General features: G+C 69.9%; 15 protein-coding genes. 3 read left to right on the top strand and 12 right to left on the bottom strand.

Translation table 11 applies throughout. The annotated features are described in order from the left end of the window. Positions 1 to 18: 18 nt before the first annotated feature. From IG75_RS0132415 to IG75_RS0132390, 6 genes are all read right to left on the bottom strand, one after another. Positions 19 to 1,023: a CgeB family protein gene (locus IG75_RS0132415; protein WP_030525134.1), complete on the bottom strand. Its 1,005-nt coding sequence runs from the start codon at positions 1,021 to 1,023 to the stop codon at positions 19 to 21. Then, the gene (locus IG75_RS0132410) at positions 1,020 to 2,492 is read right to left on the bottom strand and encodes a lipopolysaccharide biosynthesis protein (protein WP_245713398.1); all 1,473 of its coding nucleotides are present in this window, start codon (positions 2,490 to 2,492) and stop codon (positions 1,020 to 1,022) included. The genes IG75_RS0132415 and IG75_RS0132410 overlap by 4 nt, the downstream gene beginning before the upstream one ends. Continuing rightward, positions 2,489 to 3,643, bottom strand: coding sequence for a glycosyltransferase family 4 protein (locus IG75_RS0132405; protein ID WP_030525136.1), 1,155 nt, complete (start codon positions 3,641 to 3,643; stop codon positions 2,489 to 2,491). Before IG75_RS0132405 ends, IG75_RS0132410 begins: the two co-directional genes overlap by 4 nt. Next, entirely contained in the window at positions 3,640 to 4,695 is a 1,056-nt protein-coding gene (locus IG75_RS0132400; protein WP_030525137.1) for a glycosyltransferase family 4 protein, read from the bottom strand. Before IG75_RS0132400 ends, IG75_RS0132405 begins: the two co-directional genes overlap by 4 nt. 29 nt (positions 4,696 to 4,724) lie before the next feature. Further along, on the bottom strand, positions 4,725 to 5,561 hold the full coding sequence (locus tag IG75_RS0132395) for a glycosyltransferase family 2 protein (protein WP_030525138.1): 837 nt from the start codon (positions 5,559 to 5,561) through the stop codon (positions 4,725 to 4,727). 170 nt (positions 5,562 to 5,731) lie between these two features. Further along, entirely contained in the window at positions 5,732 to 6,895 is a 1,164-nt protein-coding gene (locus tag IG75_RS0132390; RefSeq protein ID WP_081877289.1) for a class I SAM-dependent methyltransferase, read from the bottom strand. A 14-nt stretch (positions 6,896 to 6,909) separates the two neighbouring features. On the opposite strand from IG75_RS0132390, the gene rfbC reads away from it, so the two are divergent. Next, on the top strand, positions 6,910 to 7,473 hold the full coding sequence (gene rfbC, locus IG75_RS0132385) for a dTDP-4-dehydrorhamnose 3,5-epimerase (protein ID WP_030525140.1): 564 nt from the start codon (positions 6,910 to 6,912) through the stop codon (positions 7,471 to 7,473). Here rfbC and IG75_RS0132380 read toward each other — a convergent pair. From IG75_RS0132380 to IG75_RS0132365, 4 genes are read right to left on the bottom strand one after another with little or no spacing between them, the layout of a single operon-like run. Continuing rightward, on the bottom strand, positions 7,457 to 8,485 hold the full coding sequence (locus IG75_RS0132380) for an NAD-dependent epimerase/dehydratase family protein (RefSeq protein ID WP_030525141.1): 1,029 nt from the start codon (positions 8,483 to 8,485) through the stop codon (positions 7,457 to 7,459). The two genes, rfbC and IG75_RS0132380, sit on opposite strands and share 17 nt — an antisense overlap. Before the next feature lie 2 nt (positions 8,486 to 8,487). After that, a complete protein-coding gene (locus tag IG75_RS0132375) occupies positions 8,488 to 9,138 on the bottom strand; it encodes a PIG-L deacetylase family protein (protein ID WP_030525142.1) in 651 nt (216 codons plus the stop codon). Continuing rightward, the gene (locus IG75_RS0132370; protein WP_030525143.1) at positions 9,135 to 9,917 is read right to left on the bottom strand and encodes a glycosyltransferase family protein; all 783 of its coding nucleotides are present in this window, start codon (positions 9,915 to 9,917) and stop codon (positions 9,135 to 9,137) included. The genes IG75_RS0132375 and IG75_RS0132370 overlap by 4 nt, the downstream gene beginning before the upstream one ends. Beyond that, positions 9,914 to 11,161: a class I SAM-dependent methyltransferase gene (locus IG75_RS0132365; protein ID WP_030525144.1), complete on the bottom strand. Its 1,248-nt coding sequence runs from the start codon at positions 11,159 to 11,161 to the stop codon at positions 9,914 to 9,916. Before IG75_RS0132365 ends, IG75_RS0132370 begins: the two co-directional genes overlap by 4 nt. 427 nt (positions 11,162 to 11,588) lie before the next feature. Between IG75_RS0132365 and IG75_RS0132360 the strand changes: the two genes are divergently transcribed. Beyond that, on the top strand, positions 11,589 to 13,079 hold the full coding sequence (locus tag IG75_RS0132360; protein WP_051715384.1) for a sugar transferase: 1,491 nt from the start codon (positions 11,589 to 11,591) through the stop codon (positions 13,077 to 13,079). A 25-nt stretch (positions 13,080 to 13,104) separates the two neighbouring features. Here IG75_RS0132360 and IG75_RS39435 read toward each other — a convergent pair whose 3' ends face one another. Further along, a complete protein-coding gene (locus IG75_RS39435; protein WP_156059317.1) occupies positions 13,105 to 13,251 on the bottom strand; it encodes a hypothetical protein in 147 nt (48 codons plus the stop codon). Positions 13,252 to 13,464: 213 nt separating this feature from the next. Here IG75_RS39435 and IG75_RS0132350 point away from each other — a divergent pair, with 213 nt between their 5' ends. Further along, positions 13,465 to 13,926 (top strand): SRPBCC family protein, encoded by a 462-nt coding sequence (locus tag IG75_RS0132350; protein WP_030525146.1) that lies wholly within the window; start codon positions 13,465 to 13,467, stop codon positions 13,924 to 13,926. Between the two features lie 121 nt (positions 13,927 to 14,047). Here the strand turns inward: IG75_RS0132350 and IG75_RS36785 are convergent, their stop codons facing one another. Next, positions 14,048 to 14,974: a helix-turn-helix domain-containing protein gene (locus IG75_RS36785; protein WP_051715381.1), complete on the bottom strand. Its 927-nt coding sequence runs from the start codon at positions 14,972 to 14,974 to the stop codon at positions 14,048 to 14,050. Positions 14,975 to 15,004: the final 30 nt, after the last annotated feature.

Genomic DNA, 15,004 nt, shown 5'->3' with positions numbered 1-15,004 from the left:
CGTCGCGCGGTCGGCGGTTCAGTCCAGCGCACGCAGGATCTCCTTCGCCCGGTCGGTATAGGTGTGACCGCCCTCGACGATCCGGCGGTACCCGGCCTCGGCGGTCTTGGCCGCCTGATCCGGATACAGCGCGCAGCGTTCCAGGATCTCGTCGAGCTCGTCGCGGCTGGAGAACAGGAAGGCCTCGGTGCCGTCGTCGAGCAGTTCGGCGTGTTCGTCGGTGCGTTCACCGACGAACAACCCGCCCGACGCCGGCACCTCGAAGGTGCGGCAGGTGTGGGTATCGCGGTTGGCGGAGTTGAGCAGCACCAGGTTCGCCGTCACCGACGCCACCGCGATCGCGAAATCCTCGCCGTACACCGGTCCCGCGACCGCGGCGCGGGTGGTCTGCAACTGGCGTACCCGACGCCAGCCCGGCCCGCGCACCAGCAGCTGGGACCCGTAGGTGCGGGCCAGGGAGACCATGCCGGGCCGCCGGTCCGGGCGGCAGGCGCCGATGAAACCGACCAGGAACTGCCGGGTTCCACGCCGGGCCGCGGGATGATGCCAGGCCGGATCGTAGGCGCTGCGCACGAACAGGGTCCGGGAGACGCCGCGGCCGGTGAGTTCGGGCAGGTTGTGGCGTTTGGTGGTGACCACCATGTCCCATTCGGACTCGTGCGCGAGATAATCCGCGGTGGTGTTGGCCGGATTCGAGACATCGTCGGGGCTGTAGTGCACATGGTGCGCCGCCGGGATCTCCAGCAGCCGGGACTGGTCGAGATACACCGATTTGAAACCGAACACCAGGTCCGGATGCAGTTCGGCGGCGGCTCGCTCCAGCCGGGTGTGCACCCGGTCCACCGTCCACGGCGCCCGGCGCTCACCGGTTTTCGCGTACAGCCACGACGGCGCCAGCCGCGGCGGCAGGGTCACCGGGGTGGAGTCGACCACGATCACCTCGTGGCCGAGTCGGCGGAACCCCTCGGCGAGCGAGCGGGCGTTGCTGCCCAGCCAGTCGTCGCCGACGAACAGAATCCTCATCGCGTCCCTCTCCTCTGCGCACCGGCGGGCTGCGCAGCGCCCGCGGTGCGTTCCCGCACGATCAGTGCGCGCATCCGCGCGAGATACCAGATCGCCACCGCGAATTCCGCGGCCACGATCCCGGCCGCCAGCGTCCACACCGAATGGGTGCGCAGGGTGAGCAGCAGCGCGCAACCCGCCACGACGGTGCCGGTGGCCGAACCGATCAGCACTCCGACGGTGTCCTGCCGGACCGGCAGGATCGCGGTGGTGACGAACGAGGTGACGGTGGTGGCCGGCAGGATCAGCGCCTCGAGCCGCAGTACACCGGCCGCGCCGCCGAACTCGTCACCGAACACCAGCCCGATGACCAGCGGCGCCGCCACCCACAGCGCCGCGGTCGCGACGCACGCCGCCGCCACACAGAGCCCGAGCGCGCGGAGCGCGTCCGGCCAGAACCGTTCCTCGCCACTCCGTTTGGCCATCCGCGGCAGCAGCGCGAAACCGATCGGGTCCAGCAGCGACTGCACCGCCCGCACCAACCGGTCCGCGGCGGAGTACAGCCCGAGCGACGCCGCGTTCAGCACCGCGCCGTAGACGGCGGCCGCGCCCTGCCCGTAACTGGTGGTCAGCAGCCTTCCCGTCACGACGGGCAGTGCCGCGCGGATCAGTTTCCACGCCCCGCGCGGACGGCTGGGCGGACCGAACGCACGCCAGGTGTCCCACCAGGTCAGCGCCAGGCTGATCACCGAGGAGGCGAGCAGGCACAGCATGGCCATGGCGGCGGTCGGAAACCGGGGCAGCAGGGTCAGCAGCGCGATGAGATAACCCACGCGGGCGATCGATTGGTACAGCGTGGACGCACCGAAGCGGCCCTGGCCGATCAGCACCCAGTCCTCCGACATCGACCAGAAGCCGCCGACGAACAACCCCAGCAGCACCATGCCCAGATAGTCCGGTGCGCCCGCGGGCACCGCCGTCACCAGCGCCACCGCGAGCACGCCGAGGATGCCGCCGCGGATCGCCAGGTAGGTGCCGCGGGTGTGGTTCACGACCTCCCGGTCGGTACCCGACTCCTGGATGCGGGCGGCCAGATAGGAGGTGATACCCAGGTCGACGATCAGCGAGCCGAGGAAGTACGCCGACATCCCGATGGCCAGCAGTCCCATCCCGGAGGCGCCGAGCAACCGCGCGATCAGCGGCAGGGTCGCCACCGTGACCAGGTACTGGCCGTACTTGCCGAAGCTGACGTAGGCGATATCGCGCAGGACCGTCGCCAGTTCCCGCAGTCGGGCCGCCTTGGTCCGCGGCGCCGTCTCCGCCGGCGGGATCGTCGTGATCAGCGGGAGTTTCTCGGTCGGCCAGTCGGCGAAGGCCGGAATGATCTCGGTCGGCAGGTCGTAGTCGGGAACGCGCAGACCGTCCATCGACACCGGATAGTGGCGGTGGACGATACGGATCGGAATGGTGTGCGGATCGGCGGGATTCATCGTGCGCGCACCGCCCGCCGGCCGGTGACCTGTTCCAGTACCCCGGTGACCGCCCGGGCGGTGGCCGCGATCCCGAACTCGGCGCTGCGTTCCCGTGCTGCCGCACCCAGCCGGGTGCGCAGGGCCGGGTCGGCGATGAGCCGATCCAGTGCGGCCGCGAGCGCGGCGGGGTCGCCGGGTGGGGTCAGCAGACCGTCGACCTCGGACCGCAGGATCTCGGCCGGGCCGCCCGCGTCCGCCGCCACGACCGCACACCCGGCGGCCATGGCTTCCACCACCACCTGTCCGAAGGGTTCGGCGAGCACCGAACAGTGCACCGCGATATCGGCGCGAGCGAAGTAGGCGCCCGGATCGTCGACGTGACCGGTGAATTCGACCGGCAGTCCGAGCGCGGCGGCCGTCCGCTCCAGGTGCGCGCGGTAGTCCTGCTCGCCGAAGAATGTGCCACCTACCAACTGGACGGTGGCCGGCCGGTGGCGCAGCAGGGGAAGTGCGCGCAGCAGGATCTCCTGCCCCTTCCACGGAGTGAGGCGTCCGACCATGGTGATCCGCACCGCGTCCGGATCACGCTGGGCCGCCCGGTGCGGGGCCGCGAGGGGCTCGACGCCTGGATGGGCGATCACCGCGACCCGGCCCCCGGTGTAGAGGGTGCGCAGGGTGGACCGGCTGTTGGCGACGAGGCCGCGCGCGACCGTCCAGCCCAGCATCCGCAGCACGAACGCCAGGACACGGCCGAAATATTCGCCGCTGACCCGGTCGTGGACCTGCCAGACCAGAGGCACTCCGGCGCGCCGGGCGGCCACGGCGCCCATCAGCAGCGCCTTCGTGCTCTGGGCGACCACCACATCGGCGCCTTCGGTCCGGACGATCGTCCCGAGGCGGGCGCCGAGCCGTATCAGGCCGGCCGCCCCGCTGAGCAACCGCAGCGGTCCGGAACCGTCGACGGTGAGCGAGCGGCTGTCGAATGCGTTGCCGCATACGGTGACCGGTATCCGGTGGGCGCGAAACCGGTCGACCAGCGGCCCGGGGGCGGTGAGCAGCATCGACGCGTCCACCGTGCCGCCCGCGCGCAAGGCGGTCAGCAGCCGCAGTGTCGCGAGTTCGGCGCCGGAGGGCTCAGCGGTATGGGAGAGGAACACGGCGCGGATCATCCGGTCAGCTCCCGGTAGAGGGCGATATGCCGGTCGGCGGCCGCCGACCACGAGAAGGTTTCGGCATGCGCCCGGCAGCGGCCGGGGTCGGGGACCGTGCCGTCGAGCGCGGCGGCCAGCCGGGCGGCCAGCGCGCCGGCCTCGCCCGGGGCGACGATCAGCGACGGGTCCAGGCCGCGGACCGAATCCGGCAGGCCGCCGCACGCGGTGACGACCGGCGCGCGGCCTGCCGCCAGCGATTCCAGCGCGATGAGCCCGAAACCCTCCAGCGCCACCGACGGCACCACGGTGACCGTGGCCCGCCGGTACCAGCCGGTGAGTTCGGCGTCGGTGACCCGGCCGGTGAAGGTGACACTCGACCCCAGATCGCGCGCCTGTTCCCGCAGAGACGCCTCGGCCGTACCGGTGCCGACCAGTACCAACCGGGCCTCCGGGTGGGCGGCCCGCACCGCGGGCCAGGCCCGCAGCAGGACATCGATACCCATCCGGTGTTCCAGCCGGCGGACGCAGAGCACCAGCGGCGCGGCGTCGCCGGGCAGCGGAGCGGGGCGGAACCGGTCCAGGTCGACACCCGGCGCGATCACCGCCACTCGCTCCGGTCGCACCCGGTAGTCGTGCACCAGCAGGTCCCGGAAGTGCTCGGACAGGACGACGAACCGGTCGGCCGGCCGGGCGCGCAACCGTTCCAGGGCGTATTTCGCGCCGGCGGCCAGCGCACTGCCGCCGGCCGCCCGGCTCTCCGCCGCCCACGGCCCGTGGAAATGCACCACCAGGTGCCGTGTGCGGGCATCGGGCGGTCCGTACAGCGCGAAATGCCGGTCCAGTACGGTCGCCCGGCCGGACGCGGCGGGCCGGTCGTCCCGGAACGCGGTGCGCGCGCGATGCCATGTGGAGCCCCCGACCGGTCCCCACGACCGCCCGCCCGCCGGTGCGTCACCGAACGCGGCGGCCGAGACCTCGACGTCGGGCCGGTCGGCCAGCGCCGCGAAGAGATCGGTGAAGTAGCGGTTCAGCCCGCCCGCCGCGGCCCCGAACCACTCCGATCCGGTCATATGGACCCGCGGCACCGCGGCCGGCGCGCTCATCGGCGCGACCCGATCCGGGCCCGGGCGAACTGCCCCGCCCGCACCCGCAACCGTTCCAGTGCCGTCCGCGCCAGCCGCAGATCGCCGATGGTCACATCCAGCGGCGAGACCAGCGGCGGGCAGTCCCGGGCCAGACGGTGGTGGAACCGCAGGGTTTCGCTGAGTTTGCTCACCGTCGAGGTGCGCGCGCAGAGATTGAACGACGACGCCCGCCAGGCCGCCGCCACCTCGGTCAGGCCGAAGAACAATCCGAACTGCCCGACCCGCGCGAAAAGGTCGACATCCATCGGGAACACCAGGTCCCCGCGCAGTCCGCCGACCCGGTCGAAGTGTGCGCGCCGGAACATCGCCGCGGCGGTGGGACCGAATTCGGCGGGTCCGCGGCGCACAATGGTGCGGGCCAGTGCCCGGGAGGTGCGGACCCCGTCCAGACCCGGCAGGCCCAGACCGGTCTCCACCAGCTCGCCCTGTTCGTCGATCACCTGGAATCGGCTCGAGCTGATGGCGAATGCCGGATCGGCCATCACCTCGAGCTGCGCCGCGAGCGAACCGGGCAACAGGATATCGTCGGCGCACACCACTTTCACCAGCTCTCCGGTGGACAGCGCGATGGCGCGATTCCAGTTGTCGCCGATGGCCAGCGTGGTGGCGTTGCGTTCCACCCGGATCCGCGGATCGTGGAAGGACGCGGCGATCTCGCCGGTGGCGTCGGTGCTCGCGTTGTCGAGCACCACCAGTTCGAAGTCGACGTCCTGACTCAGAATCGAACGCAGCGTCTGTTCGAGTGTCCGCGCGGCCTCGTAGGCCGGGACACAGATCGACACGCTGACCACTGGTGATCCTTTCGATGGAATGGAAGGGGATACGCCGGGGGATGACGGCGTATCCGAGGCAACGGTTTTCTGCCCGTGGATCGGTTGGTCCGATCGCCGGAACGTGTGGTTTCGCGGAACCGTCCGGGGTGCGAAGGAGCAGTGGTCCGCACGCCCGCGGGCTGGGGGTACTACCGGATGGGCCGCTCCCGCGCCGGTTCGGCCGGATCGTCGGTGAACCAGCGTCCGGCCAATTCGGGGAACCGCTCGGATACCTCGGGGAGCAGGTCGGGCACCGTCAGCAGCACTCGATCCGGCCGGGCGGTGACGAGGTCGGCGGGGGCGATGATCGGCACATCCGTCCCCGGCATCCGCCGGCCCTGTTTGGCCGGTGCCGCATCGGCAACCCCCGCCAGCAGTTCCCGCCGCACCCCCGCACGGCAGAACAACGCCACCGCGCGCGAGGCCGCTCCGTAGGCGTACACGCGCTCGCCGCGTGCCGCCGCGGATTCCAGGGTGGCGCGCAGGCTCTCGGTGTGCCGGTCGGCCGCTCGTTGCAGACCGCGCAGCACATCCGGGTCGGCCGTGCCGGCCTCTCTGTCCAGGATCCGCCATACCGCCGCACCGGGTTCGGCGGTGCCGTGCACCGCCGCCAGCAGCACCGTGCCCCCGTACAGGTCGAAATCCCACGCGTCCACCACCGACATCCCGGCGCCGCGCAGCAGCGCACGCAGTGCGGGCAGGGAGTAGTACGCGAAATGGCCGTGCCGCAGCGCGTTCCACTGGCCCTGCGTCACGATCGTGTGCAGCGGGTGGTACTGCAGCAGCAGCACCCCGGCGGGCGCGGTGGCCGCCGCCCGGCCGGCCACGGCCGCCGCCTGATCGCGCTCGTGCATGAGACCGAACGAATCCAGCACCACATCGGCGGGCCCGGCGGAGACGGCGAACCCGCGCTCGGCCAGCAACTCCAGCCAGCTGCCCCCGTGCGGGCTGGCGAACTCGCGCACGGTCCGGCCCCGCAGCAGACCGGCGCCGGCGACCCGCCGCACCGCGGCGGCGGCCTGTTCGCGCAGTGCGCGCGGCTCCACGCCGCGCGGTTCGGCGGTGACCGTGTCGTCGTGTGCCAGTTGCGCCAGCCCGCAGCCGCGGCAGACCACCATCGCCAGCGGGTGGGCGGCCTCGTCCGGCCGCGGGGTGGTGTCGGCCGGCGGAAAGTGATCCGCCGCCGGCATCGCCCCGAGATCCAGTACCGTCACCAGCTCCGTGCCGCGGCAGGCCCGGCAGCCCGGTGGGTCGGCCGGGGGCGGTTCGAGCAGGGCCGCGCGGCCGCCGCGCGCCGTATCGGATCCGCTCATGGCACCATCACCCGGTGCGAATCGAACAGGCGGACCTCGCCGATGTGCTGATCCTGGTGCCCGAACCCTTCCGCGACGCCCGCGGCCTGTTCACCCGTACCTTCGACACCGAGATCTTCGACGCCCATCTCGGTCCCGGCGCGTCCGCCGCGTTCGTGCAGGATTCGCAGTCGCGGTCGGCGCGCGGGGTGGTGCGTGGTATGCACGGCCGCGGCGGGCGCGGTGAGGCCAAACTGGTGCGCTGCGCGCATGGCGCGGTGCACGACATTCTCGTCGATATCCGGCCCGATTCGCCCACCTTCGGTCGCAGCCAGGCGTTCCTGCTCGACGACGCGGAGTTCCGGCATCTCTACGTGCCGGCGGGGTTCCTGCACGGTTTCCAGGCGCTCACCGACACCGCGGACGTGTGCTACCGCATCGACCGACCGCACGATCCGGCCGAGGACCTCGCCGTCGCCTACGACGATCCCGATCTCGCACTGACCTGGCCGCAGGAGGTCACGCTGGTCTCCGCCCGCGACCGGGCCGCGGGCAGCTGGCGGGAACTGCTCACCACACACCTCACACACCGGTCCTGACCCGCCGCAGCGTCTCGTCCACCGCGCCCGACTCACCCAGTTGCCGCAACCGCGCCAGACGTACGAACCGGCCCGAGAAATCGGCCGCGGTCAGTCCGCCGGCGGTGTACTCGGTGTACAGCTGCGCGGCCCCCTCGGGGATGGTCCAGCGCGCCTCGAACCCCAGGTCCCGGCGCGCGGCGCCGAAGTCGACCCGGTAGGACCGCGGATCGGCCCCCGATTCCCCGGTGATCAGTACCTCGGAGCCGGGCACCACCTCCGCGACCGCCTGCGCGATCTCGGCGACCGTGCGGTTGTTGGACTCGGTGCCGATGTTGTAGGCCCGGGCGTGAATCGCCGCGACCGGCGCCTCCAGGCAGACCGCGAACGCTTCGGCGATATCCGCGGCGTGCACCAGCGGCCGCCACGGCGTGCCGTCGGAGAGCACTTTCACCACGCCGTCGAGTACGGCGTGGCCGACCAGATTGTTGAGCACGATATCGGCGCGCAGCCGCGGCGAGAAGCCGAACGCCGTCGCATTGCGCAGGAACACCGGTGCGAAACGGTCGTCCGCCATTGCCACCAGGTCGTCTTCCACCCGCACCTTGCTCTCCGCGTAGGGGGTGAGCGGGCGCAGCGGTGCGCTCTCGTCGACCAGTCCGTCGCCGGCCGCGCCGTAGACCGAGCAGGTGGAGGCGTACAGGAAGCGGCGCACCCCGGCCTCTTTGGCCAGTCGGGCCAGCCGCACCGACGCGTGATGGTTGATGTCGTGGGTGATCTCGGGGACCAACGAGCCCAGCGGATCGTTGGACAGCGCCGCGAGATGCACGACGGCGTCGAAGCCCTCGAGCTGCTCGATCGTCACATCCCGCAGGTCCACGGCCAGCTGCGGCGGGTCCTGCGGGGCGGGGCCCAGGACACAGTCGGCGAACCAGCCGGCGTCCAGTCCGATCACCTCGTGCCCCCGGGCGCGCAGCACCGGAACCATGACGGTGCCGAGATAACCCTGATGACCGGTGACGAGAACGCGCACTCCTACACACCTCCCAGATCGAGGACGGCTTTGATCAGTTCGAACCCCTCCGCGTACTCGCTGTGGCACTGCACGCCACGGATCCGCGCCAGACCGAGAAACGCGGCCTCGTCGAACCAGTCGCGGTGCGCTTGCGAGGGATAGCATTCGGCCAGCAGCCGGGCCTTCTCCGCGGCGATCTCCGGTGCCACCGGATGCAGGACGACCGGCCGGGGCGTATCGGTCTCCCATTTGAGGATTTCGTAGCCGAGTACCAGATGATCGCGGAACTCCGTGGTCACCAGTTCGGCCAGCAGCCGGTGGTCTTGATGGGCGTCGCCGCGCTGCGGGGCGAAGACGAGCTCCGGGTCGGTATCGCGCCGGAACTCGGCGAGCGCGCTCTTGACCCGGTCCCAGTGCGCCGGAGCCCGCCCGTCCGGCACGTCGAGCACCGTCAGGTCCAGCTCGGCGTCCGCGCAGAAACGTTCGAGGGCGGCGTTCTCTTCCGACGCGCGGGCGGTGCCGCCGCCGGACAGGACGAGCGCCCGCACGCGTAGTCCCGGATTTCCGCGGGTCAGGGTCAGCAGGGTGGCGCCCATTCCGATGGCGATATCGTCGCAGTGCGCGCCGAGCAGCGCGACCTCGCCGAGTCGCGCGGGAGCGAGAGTGATCACGAAGCGGCCCGCTCCCAGACCATCCACGGGCGGTCGCCCCGGTGATATCCGGCGTCGAGTTCGGCGCGTTCCTTGAACGTATCGGCCGGTTTCCAGAAGCCGTCGTGCCGGTAACCGTAGAGCCGGCCGAGCGCGGCCAGCGCCCCGCAGCTGTCCTCCACCAGGTCGCCGCCTTCCGGCAGATGATCGAAGATCTCCTGGGTGAGTACGAAATAGCCGCCGTTCTCCCAGATCGGGAGTTTGCCGACCGCGGTGATCTGCTTGACCTCGCCACTGGGCAGCACATCCACGCAGTGGAACGACGACTGCGGCGGCACGATCATCATCGATGCGGCGGCGCCGGACGCGGTGAACCGGTCGATCATCAGATCCAGCGGGGCGTCGGTGAGCACATCGGAGTAGTTGGCCAGGAACATATCGTCGCCCTCGAGGTAGGGGCGCACCCGGCGCAATCTTTCCCCGATGGCCGATTCCAGGCCGGTATCGACGAAGGTGATGGTCCAGTCGGCGATATCGGAGTGCAGTAATTCGACCCGGCCGTCGCGGATGACGAAATCGTTGGACATCGTCTCCTGATAGGTCAGGAAGAAATTCTTGATGTGGTGGGCGCCGTAGCCCAGGCAGAGAATGAATTCGGTATGCCCGAAATGCGCGTAATAGCGCATGACATGCCAGATCAGCGGCCGCGGGCCCACCATCTGCATCGGTTTGGGCGGGCTGTCGTTCTCCCCGCTGCGCATCCGCATTCCGTACCCACCGCAGAACAACACGACCTTCATCGCGCGGCGACCTCCGCCGGGCTCGGGGCGACCACCCGGACGGTGGGCAGCGGGAACACCAGCTGTCCACCCCATTCCCCGATATGGCGCAGCTGCGCGGTGAGTTCAGTTTCCAGATTCCACGGCAGCACCAGCACGAAATCGGGGCGGTCGGTGTCGATCCGCTCCGGGGGATGGATCGGTATGCGGGTGCCCGGGGTGTATCGGCCGTGCTTGTACGGATTGCGGTCCACCGTGTACTCGAGCAGGTCGGGGCGGATACCGCAGTAGTTGAGCAGGGTGTTGCCCTTACCGGGCGCGCCGTAGCCGACCACCCGCCGTCCGGCCGCCTTCTGGTCGAGCAGGAAGCGCAGCAGATCCTGGCGTACCCGTTCGGCCTGTTCGCGCAGGGACCGGTAGCCCTCGATCGCGTGCAGGCCGGTATCCGCTTCGATCGCCAGCAGTTCGGCGACCCGCGGCGATGGTTCGGCCACCGCCTCGGGACGCGCCCAGATGCGCAGCGATCCGCCGTGGGTCGGCAGTGTTTCCACATCCGCGACCGCCAGCCCGGCCGTGGCCAGCGCCCGCTGCGCCGAGGCGAGGGTGTAGTACTGGAAGTGCTCGTGGTAGATCGTGTCGAACTGGCCGTGCCGCACGAGGTTCAGCGCATGGTGGACCTCGATCGAGATCCAGCCGTCCTCGGCGACCAGCGTGCGTAGCGCGCGGGTGAAACCGCGCAGGTCGGGGATGTGGGCGTACACATTGTTCGCGACCACCAGGTTCGCGGCACCGTATTCGGCGCGCACCCGGCGGGCCGAGTCCTCGGTCAGGAACTCGGTCAGCGTCGGCACGCCGGCCGTCCGCGCGGCCGCGCCGACGTTCGCCGAGGGCTCGATGCCAAGGCAGGGGATACCGGCCGCCACCACATTGCGCAGCAGATAGCCGTCGTTGCTCGCGACCTCCACCATGAACGAATCCGGGCCGAGACCCACCCGGGCGACCGCCGCGCCGGTGAACTCGCGCGCGTGCCGCATCCAGGACTCGGAATACGACGAGAAGTAGGCGTATTCGGTGAATGTCTCCTCGGGCGTGATGAGCGCCGGTATCTGCAGCAGCAGACAGTCCGCGCACACCCGGAGATGTAGCGGATAGGTGGATTCCGGCAGGTTTAGCTGTTCCTCGGAGAGGAAACTCTCGCAAGGAGGTGTCGCCCCCAGGTCGACGACACTGGCCAGCCGGGACGACTCACACAAACGACAATGCACTCGGGCTCCACTCGAACGGTCACGTACATCGGCGGCGCCCCGCAGCCCCGAGAAGCATCTTCTCTCTGCCGATCGACGGAAAAAATAGCACCAATCCGGCGCATCTGCGACACGGTCCGCGCGGACTTTTGCGCAGAAGTGACCTACGGCATATGTTCAGCAAACCCTGTAACGATCGGTGCCCGGATAACGATGGTGGACAACCGAAATGGGTCCTTTCCCGGTATTCGGCGCCGGTACGGAACCGTCTCTGGTGGGAATTCCGATTCCAGCACTTGTGCCCGGCGTCGATGGGGGCAATACTTCTGCAACAAGATCGGCCCGGCCTTCCTGTCATGAAGGCCGGGCTTCCTGGAAAAAGCGTGTGATCTGCTGTCGCGCACGACAGCCGGGGCACGGTCGTTCGAAGTTCAAGCGGGTACGTTTCATGGTTCTGGATCTCCGTGTGGTCGGTGGCGCGGTCGATTTGCACCTGCCGAATCCCGGTGACCGGGACTCCTGGCGGGCCGGATATGTCCGCCGGCTCGCCCGGACCGATATCGCGGTGGTCACCGCGGCGGCTCTGTGCGCGCAACTGTTCAGCATCGCGCCCGGGCGCTCCCTGGGCTGGGAATTCGAGCCGCGTACCACCGCGCTCACGCTCGGCATTGCGGCCGGATGGTCGATTCTGCTGGGCTGGAACGGCTCCCGGTCCCCCCATACCGTGGGTGCCGGCGCCGACGAATACCGCCGCCTGCTCTCGGCGACTCTCCAGCTGTTCGGCACGATCGCGATCGTCTCGCTGATCCTGCGCGTCGATATCGCGCACGCCCACCTGGTGATCGCGCTCCCGCTCGGTCTGCTCGGCCTGATGTCGACCCGGGCGCTGTGGCGCGCGCACGCGGTGCGGCGCCGGGCGCTGGGCCGCTATCGCCGCTCGGTCCTGGTCGTCGGCAGTCCGGACGCCGCCCGTGCCGTCGCGACCGCGCTGTCCGCGCAGGAGATGCACGGCTATCACGTGGTCGGGGTCTGCACCCCCACCGGGGACGCCCTCGACGAACCCGCCGCACTGCGCGTCGGGCAGCGGGAAATCCCGATCGTCGGCAACGACCGGTCGGTGCGCAGCGCGGTCCGCCGCAGCGGCGCCGATACCGTGGTCGTCATGGCCACCGACCGGCTGGGCCCGCGCGATATCCGCCGGCTGGCCTGGGATCTCGACGCGTTCGGCACCGAACTCATCGTCGCGCCCGGCATCATGGACATCTCCGGTACCCGGATGTCGAGCCAGGTGCTGGCCGGTATTCCGATGCTGCACATCGAACGGCCCCAGTACGATCGGGCGCTCTCGTTCGGCAAGGCGGTGTTCGATCTGTGTTTCTCCGCCCTGGTCCTCACCGCGATCGCGCCGGTACTGCTGGTGCTGGCCGCCGCCGTCAAGTTCACCAGCGCCGGGCCGGTCTTCTATCTGTCGGAGCGGATCGGGATGGACGGTAAACCGTTCCGGATGATCAAGTTCCGCAGTATGTATGTGCGGGCCGACCGGGAAGCCGCCGCACTGATCAGCGCCCACGGCGGCAACCCGCTGTTCTTCAAACTCAAGGACGATCCACGGGTGACCCCGGTGGGCAGGTTCCTGCGCCGGTACAGCCTCGACGAGCTGCCGCAGTTCTTCAATGTGCTGTTCCGCGATATGAGCGTCGTCGGACCGCGGCCGCAGGTCCGCCGCGAGGTCCATTCCTACGACGGTGTGATGCGCCGGCGACTGCTGGTACGGCCTGGGATCACCGGACTGTGGCAGGTCAGCGGCCGCTCGGACCTGTCTCCCGAGGAATCGGTGGAACTGGACATCTCCTATGTGGAGAACTGGTCCATGCTGCTGGACCTGCGGATCATTGCCCGCACCCTGCGGGCGGTCGCCCGGGGCGACGGGGCCTACTGACCCCGCCGCGGGTGCCGGCGGCCGGTCAGAGCAGGGCCAGTGCCAGGCTGACGAAGGCCATGAGGGCCATCCAGGCGATCAGCAGTGAGCGCGCGGACCCCGGACGTCCGAACCGGGTCGTCATCATGGCGGCTGTTCGGCGGTTCCTGTGTGTCGTGGCGACGGTGCTCACGGTCCACCTCCTCGAAAGAGTTTGTGTACCTGTCGAACCCGGGTTTCCCCGAATCCGTCCGGTCAATCCGCCGAGTCGATCTTCGGTAGCGGGGTTTGTGCCTCCGGGGCGGGGGTAGCCGCTCGACGTACCGAAGCCGACTGTCCGGCCGGCCGGTGCCGCAGAACTACGGGCGGCAGCGGTCGTACCGGACCCGAGGGAGGTTGTTGTCCCATGAGCACTGTCACCGCGTCCACCGAGGTCAAGGTACCGATCCGCACCGCGTACAACCAGTGGACGCAGTTCGAGTCGTTCCCGAAGTTCATGGAAGGCGTCGAACGAGTCGACCAGATCGACGACACACATACGCATTGGAAGATCAAGATCGGCCCCGCCGATCGGGAATTCGACGCCACCATCACCGAGCAGCATCCGGAGGAACGGGTCGCTTGGCGCTCGAACAGCGGTCCGGAACACGCCGGTGTCGTGACCTTCCACCGTATCGATGATTCGACCACCCGGGTGATCACCCAGATGGATATCGATCCGGAGGGATTCGCCGAGAACGTCGCCGACAAGGCGGGCCTGCTGGATCGCCGGATCAAGGGCGATCTGGAGCGGTTCAAGAACTTCATCGAGTCCAGGCCCCAGGAGAGCGGGGGCTGGCGCGGCGACGTCCCGCGCCCGGGTAACTGACGCCCGTCCGCTCCGCATATCCTGCGCCGCACGAACCACCGGGTTCGTGCGGCGCAGTGCTGTCGGCGTCGCGCCCGTAGCGGAACCACCGCACCCTACGGTGCCGGCGCGTCGGCTTGGGTCACCCGCCGCGCGGCTCCAGTGACCGGGCGAGAGCGGTGTGCAGCCATTCCTGAGTGGTGCCGGTGGTATACGGGGTGCCGAGCGCCCGGGCGGTCAGCGCCCAGTACCGAGTAACCGCGGGATGACCGGTCGCACCGTCCGCCAGCCTGCGACGGAAGGCCGAAGTGTCCCGGCTGCCCCGGGCCGCGGCGTGCGCGGCGACGAACAGGTCCAATTCCGGGCCGGGCCCCGGGTCGGCACCGGCGAGTACGCGCTGCGCGGCGCCGGTGTGCGCGGGCGCCAGTTCGGCGATCAGGGCCCGCTCGTCGCGGATCGACACACGATCGGACAGCCACAGCTGACGGGATATCTCCCGCCCGAGTTCCGGACTCCGCGCCAATTCCGCCAGCTCGGCGACCGCGAGAACATGTCCGGGGGTAGGCGTCGCCGGTACCGCCGGAATATCCATCGCCACGAACTCGTCGAAGAGCCCCGGTGGCATCGCGGCCAGGACGCGACGCCAGAATCCGACGAGTACATCGCGGGCCGCCCCGCGTTCGGCCACCCCGGCGAGCCGCGCGAGCGTCACCGTACGATCCTCGTCGCGGGTCCCCTCGAGCGCGAGCAACACCGCGTGCCGCCACGACAGCGCGTCGAGTTCGGCTTCCACCGCCACCCGCTCGCCGGCCACGGCATCGCGGGTGGCGTCCTCGTCGGCGAGTATCGCGGCGATCACGGACAGGCCGAGGCCGAGGGCGCGCAACCGCCGGATCGACGTCAATCGGGTGAGGGATTCCGCGGTGAACACCCGATGGCCGCCGCTGGTGCGGTGGGTCGGCAGGAGCTCCTCGTCGCAGTAGAACCGGATGGTCCGGACGGGGAGACCGGTGCGCCGCGACGCTTCTCCGATGCCCACCGCACCGCGCAAGTCTGTGATGTGAGTCACTTCTACTGGAACCTCCACCCGGGTGGAGTT

This window comes from Nocardia rhamnosiphila NBRC 108938 (genome assembly GCF_000720425.1).
Taxonomy (GTDB): Bacteria; Actinomycetota; Actinomycetes; order Mycobacteriales; family Mycobacteriaceae; genus Nocardia; species Nocardia rhamnosiphila.
This window is presented reverse-complemented; position numbering and strand designations above follow the sequence as displayed.

What these genes read in the sequence shown, in the direction of transcription:
- IG75_RS0132400 (WP_030525137.1), bottom strand. Translation starts at nt 4,695, where the DNA reads ATGACCGGATCGGAGTGGTTCGGGGCCGCGGCGGGCGGGCTGAACCGC.
- IG75_RS0132370 (WP_030525143.1), bottom strand. Translation starts at nt 9,917, where the DNA reads ATGAAGGTCGTGTTGTTCTGCGGTGGGTACGGAATGCGGATGCGCAGC.
- IG75_RS0132390 (WP_081877289.1), bottom strand. Translation starts at nt 6,895, where the DNA reads ATGAGCGGATCCGATACGGCGCGCGGCGGCCGCGCGGCCCTGCTCGAA.
- IG75_RS0132350 (WP_030525146.1), top strand. Translation starts at nt 13,465, where the DNA reads ATGAGCACTGTCACCGCGTCCACCGAGGTCAAGGTACCGATCCGCACC.
- IG75_RS0132415 (WP_030525134.1), bottom strand. Translation starts at nt 1,023, where the DNA reads ATGAGGATTCTGTTCGTCGGCGACGACTGGCTGGGCAGCAACGCCCGC.
- IG75_RS0132410 (WP_245713398.1), bottom strand. Translation starts at nt 2,492, where the DNA reads ATGAATCCCGCCGATCCGCACACCATTCCGATCCGTATCGTCCACCGC.
- IG75_RS0132360 (WP_051715384.1), top strand. Translation starts at nt 11,589, where the DNA reads ATGGTTCTGGATCTCCGTGTGGTCGGTGGCGCGGTCGATTTGCACCTG.
- IG75_RS0132405 (WP_030525136.1), bottom strand. Translation starts at nt 3,643, where the DNA reads ATGATCCGCGCCGTGTTCCTCTCCCATACCGCTGAGCCCTCCGGCGCC.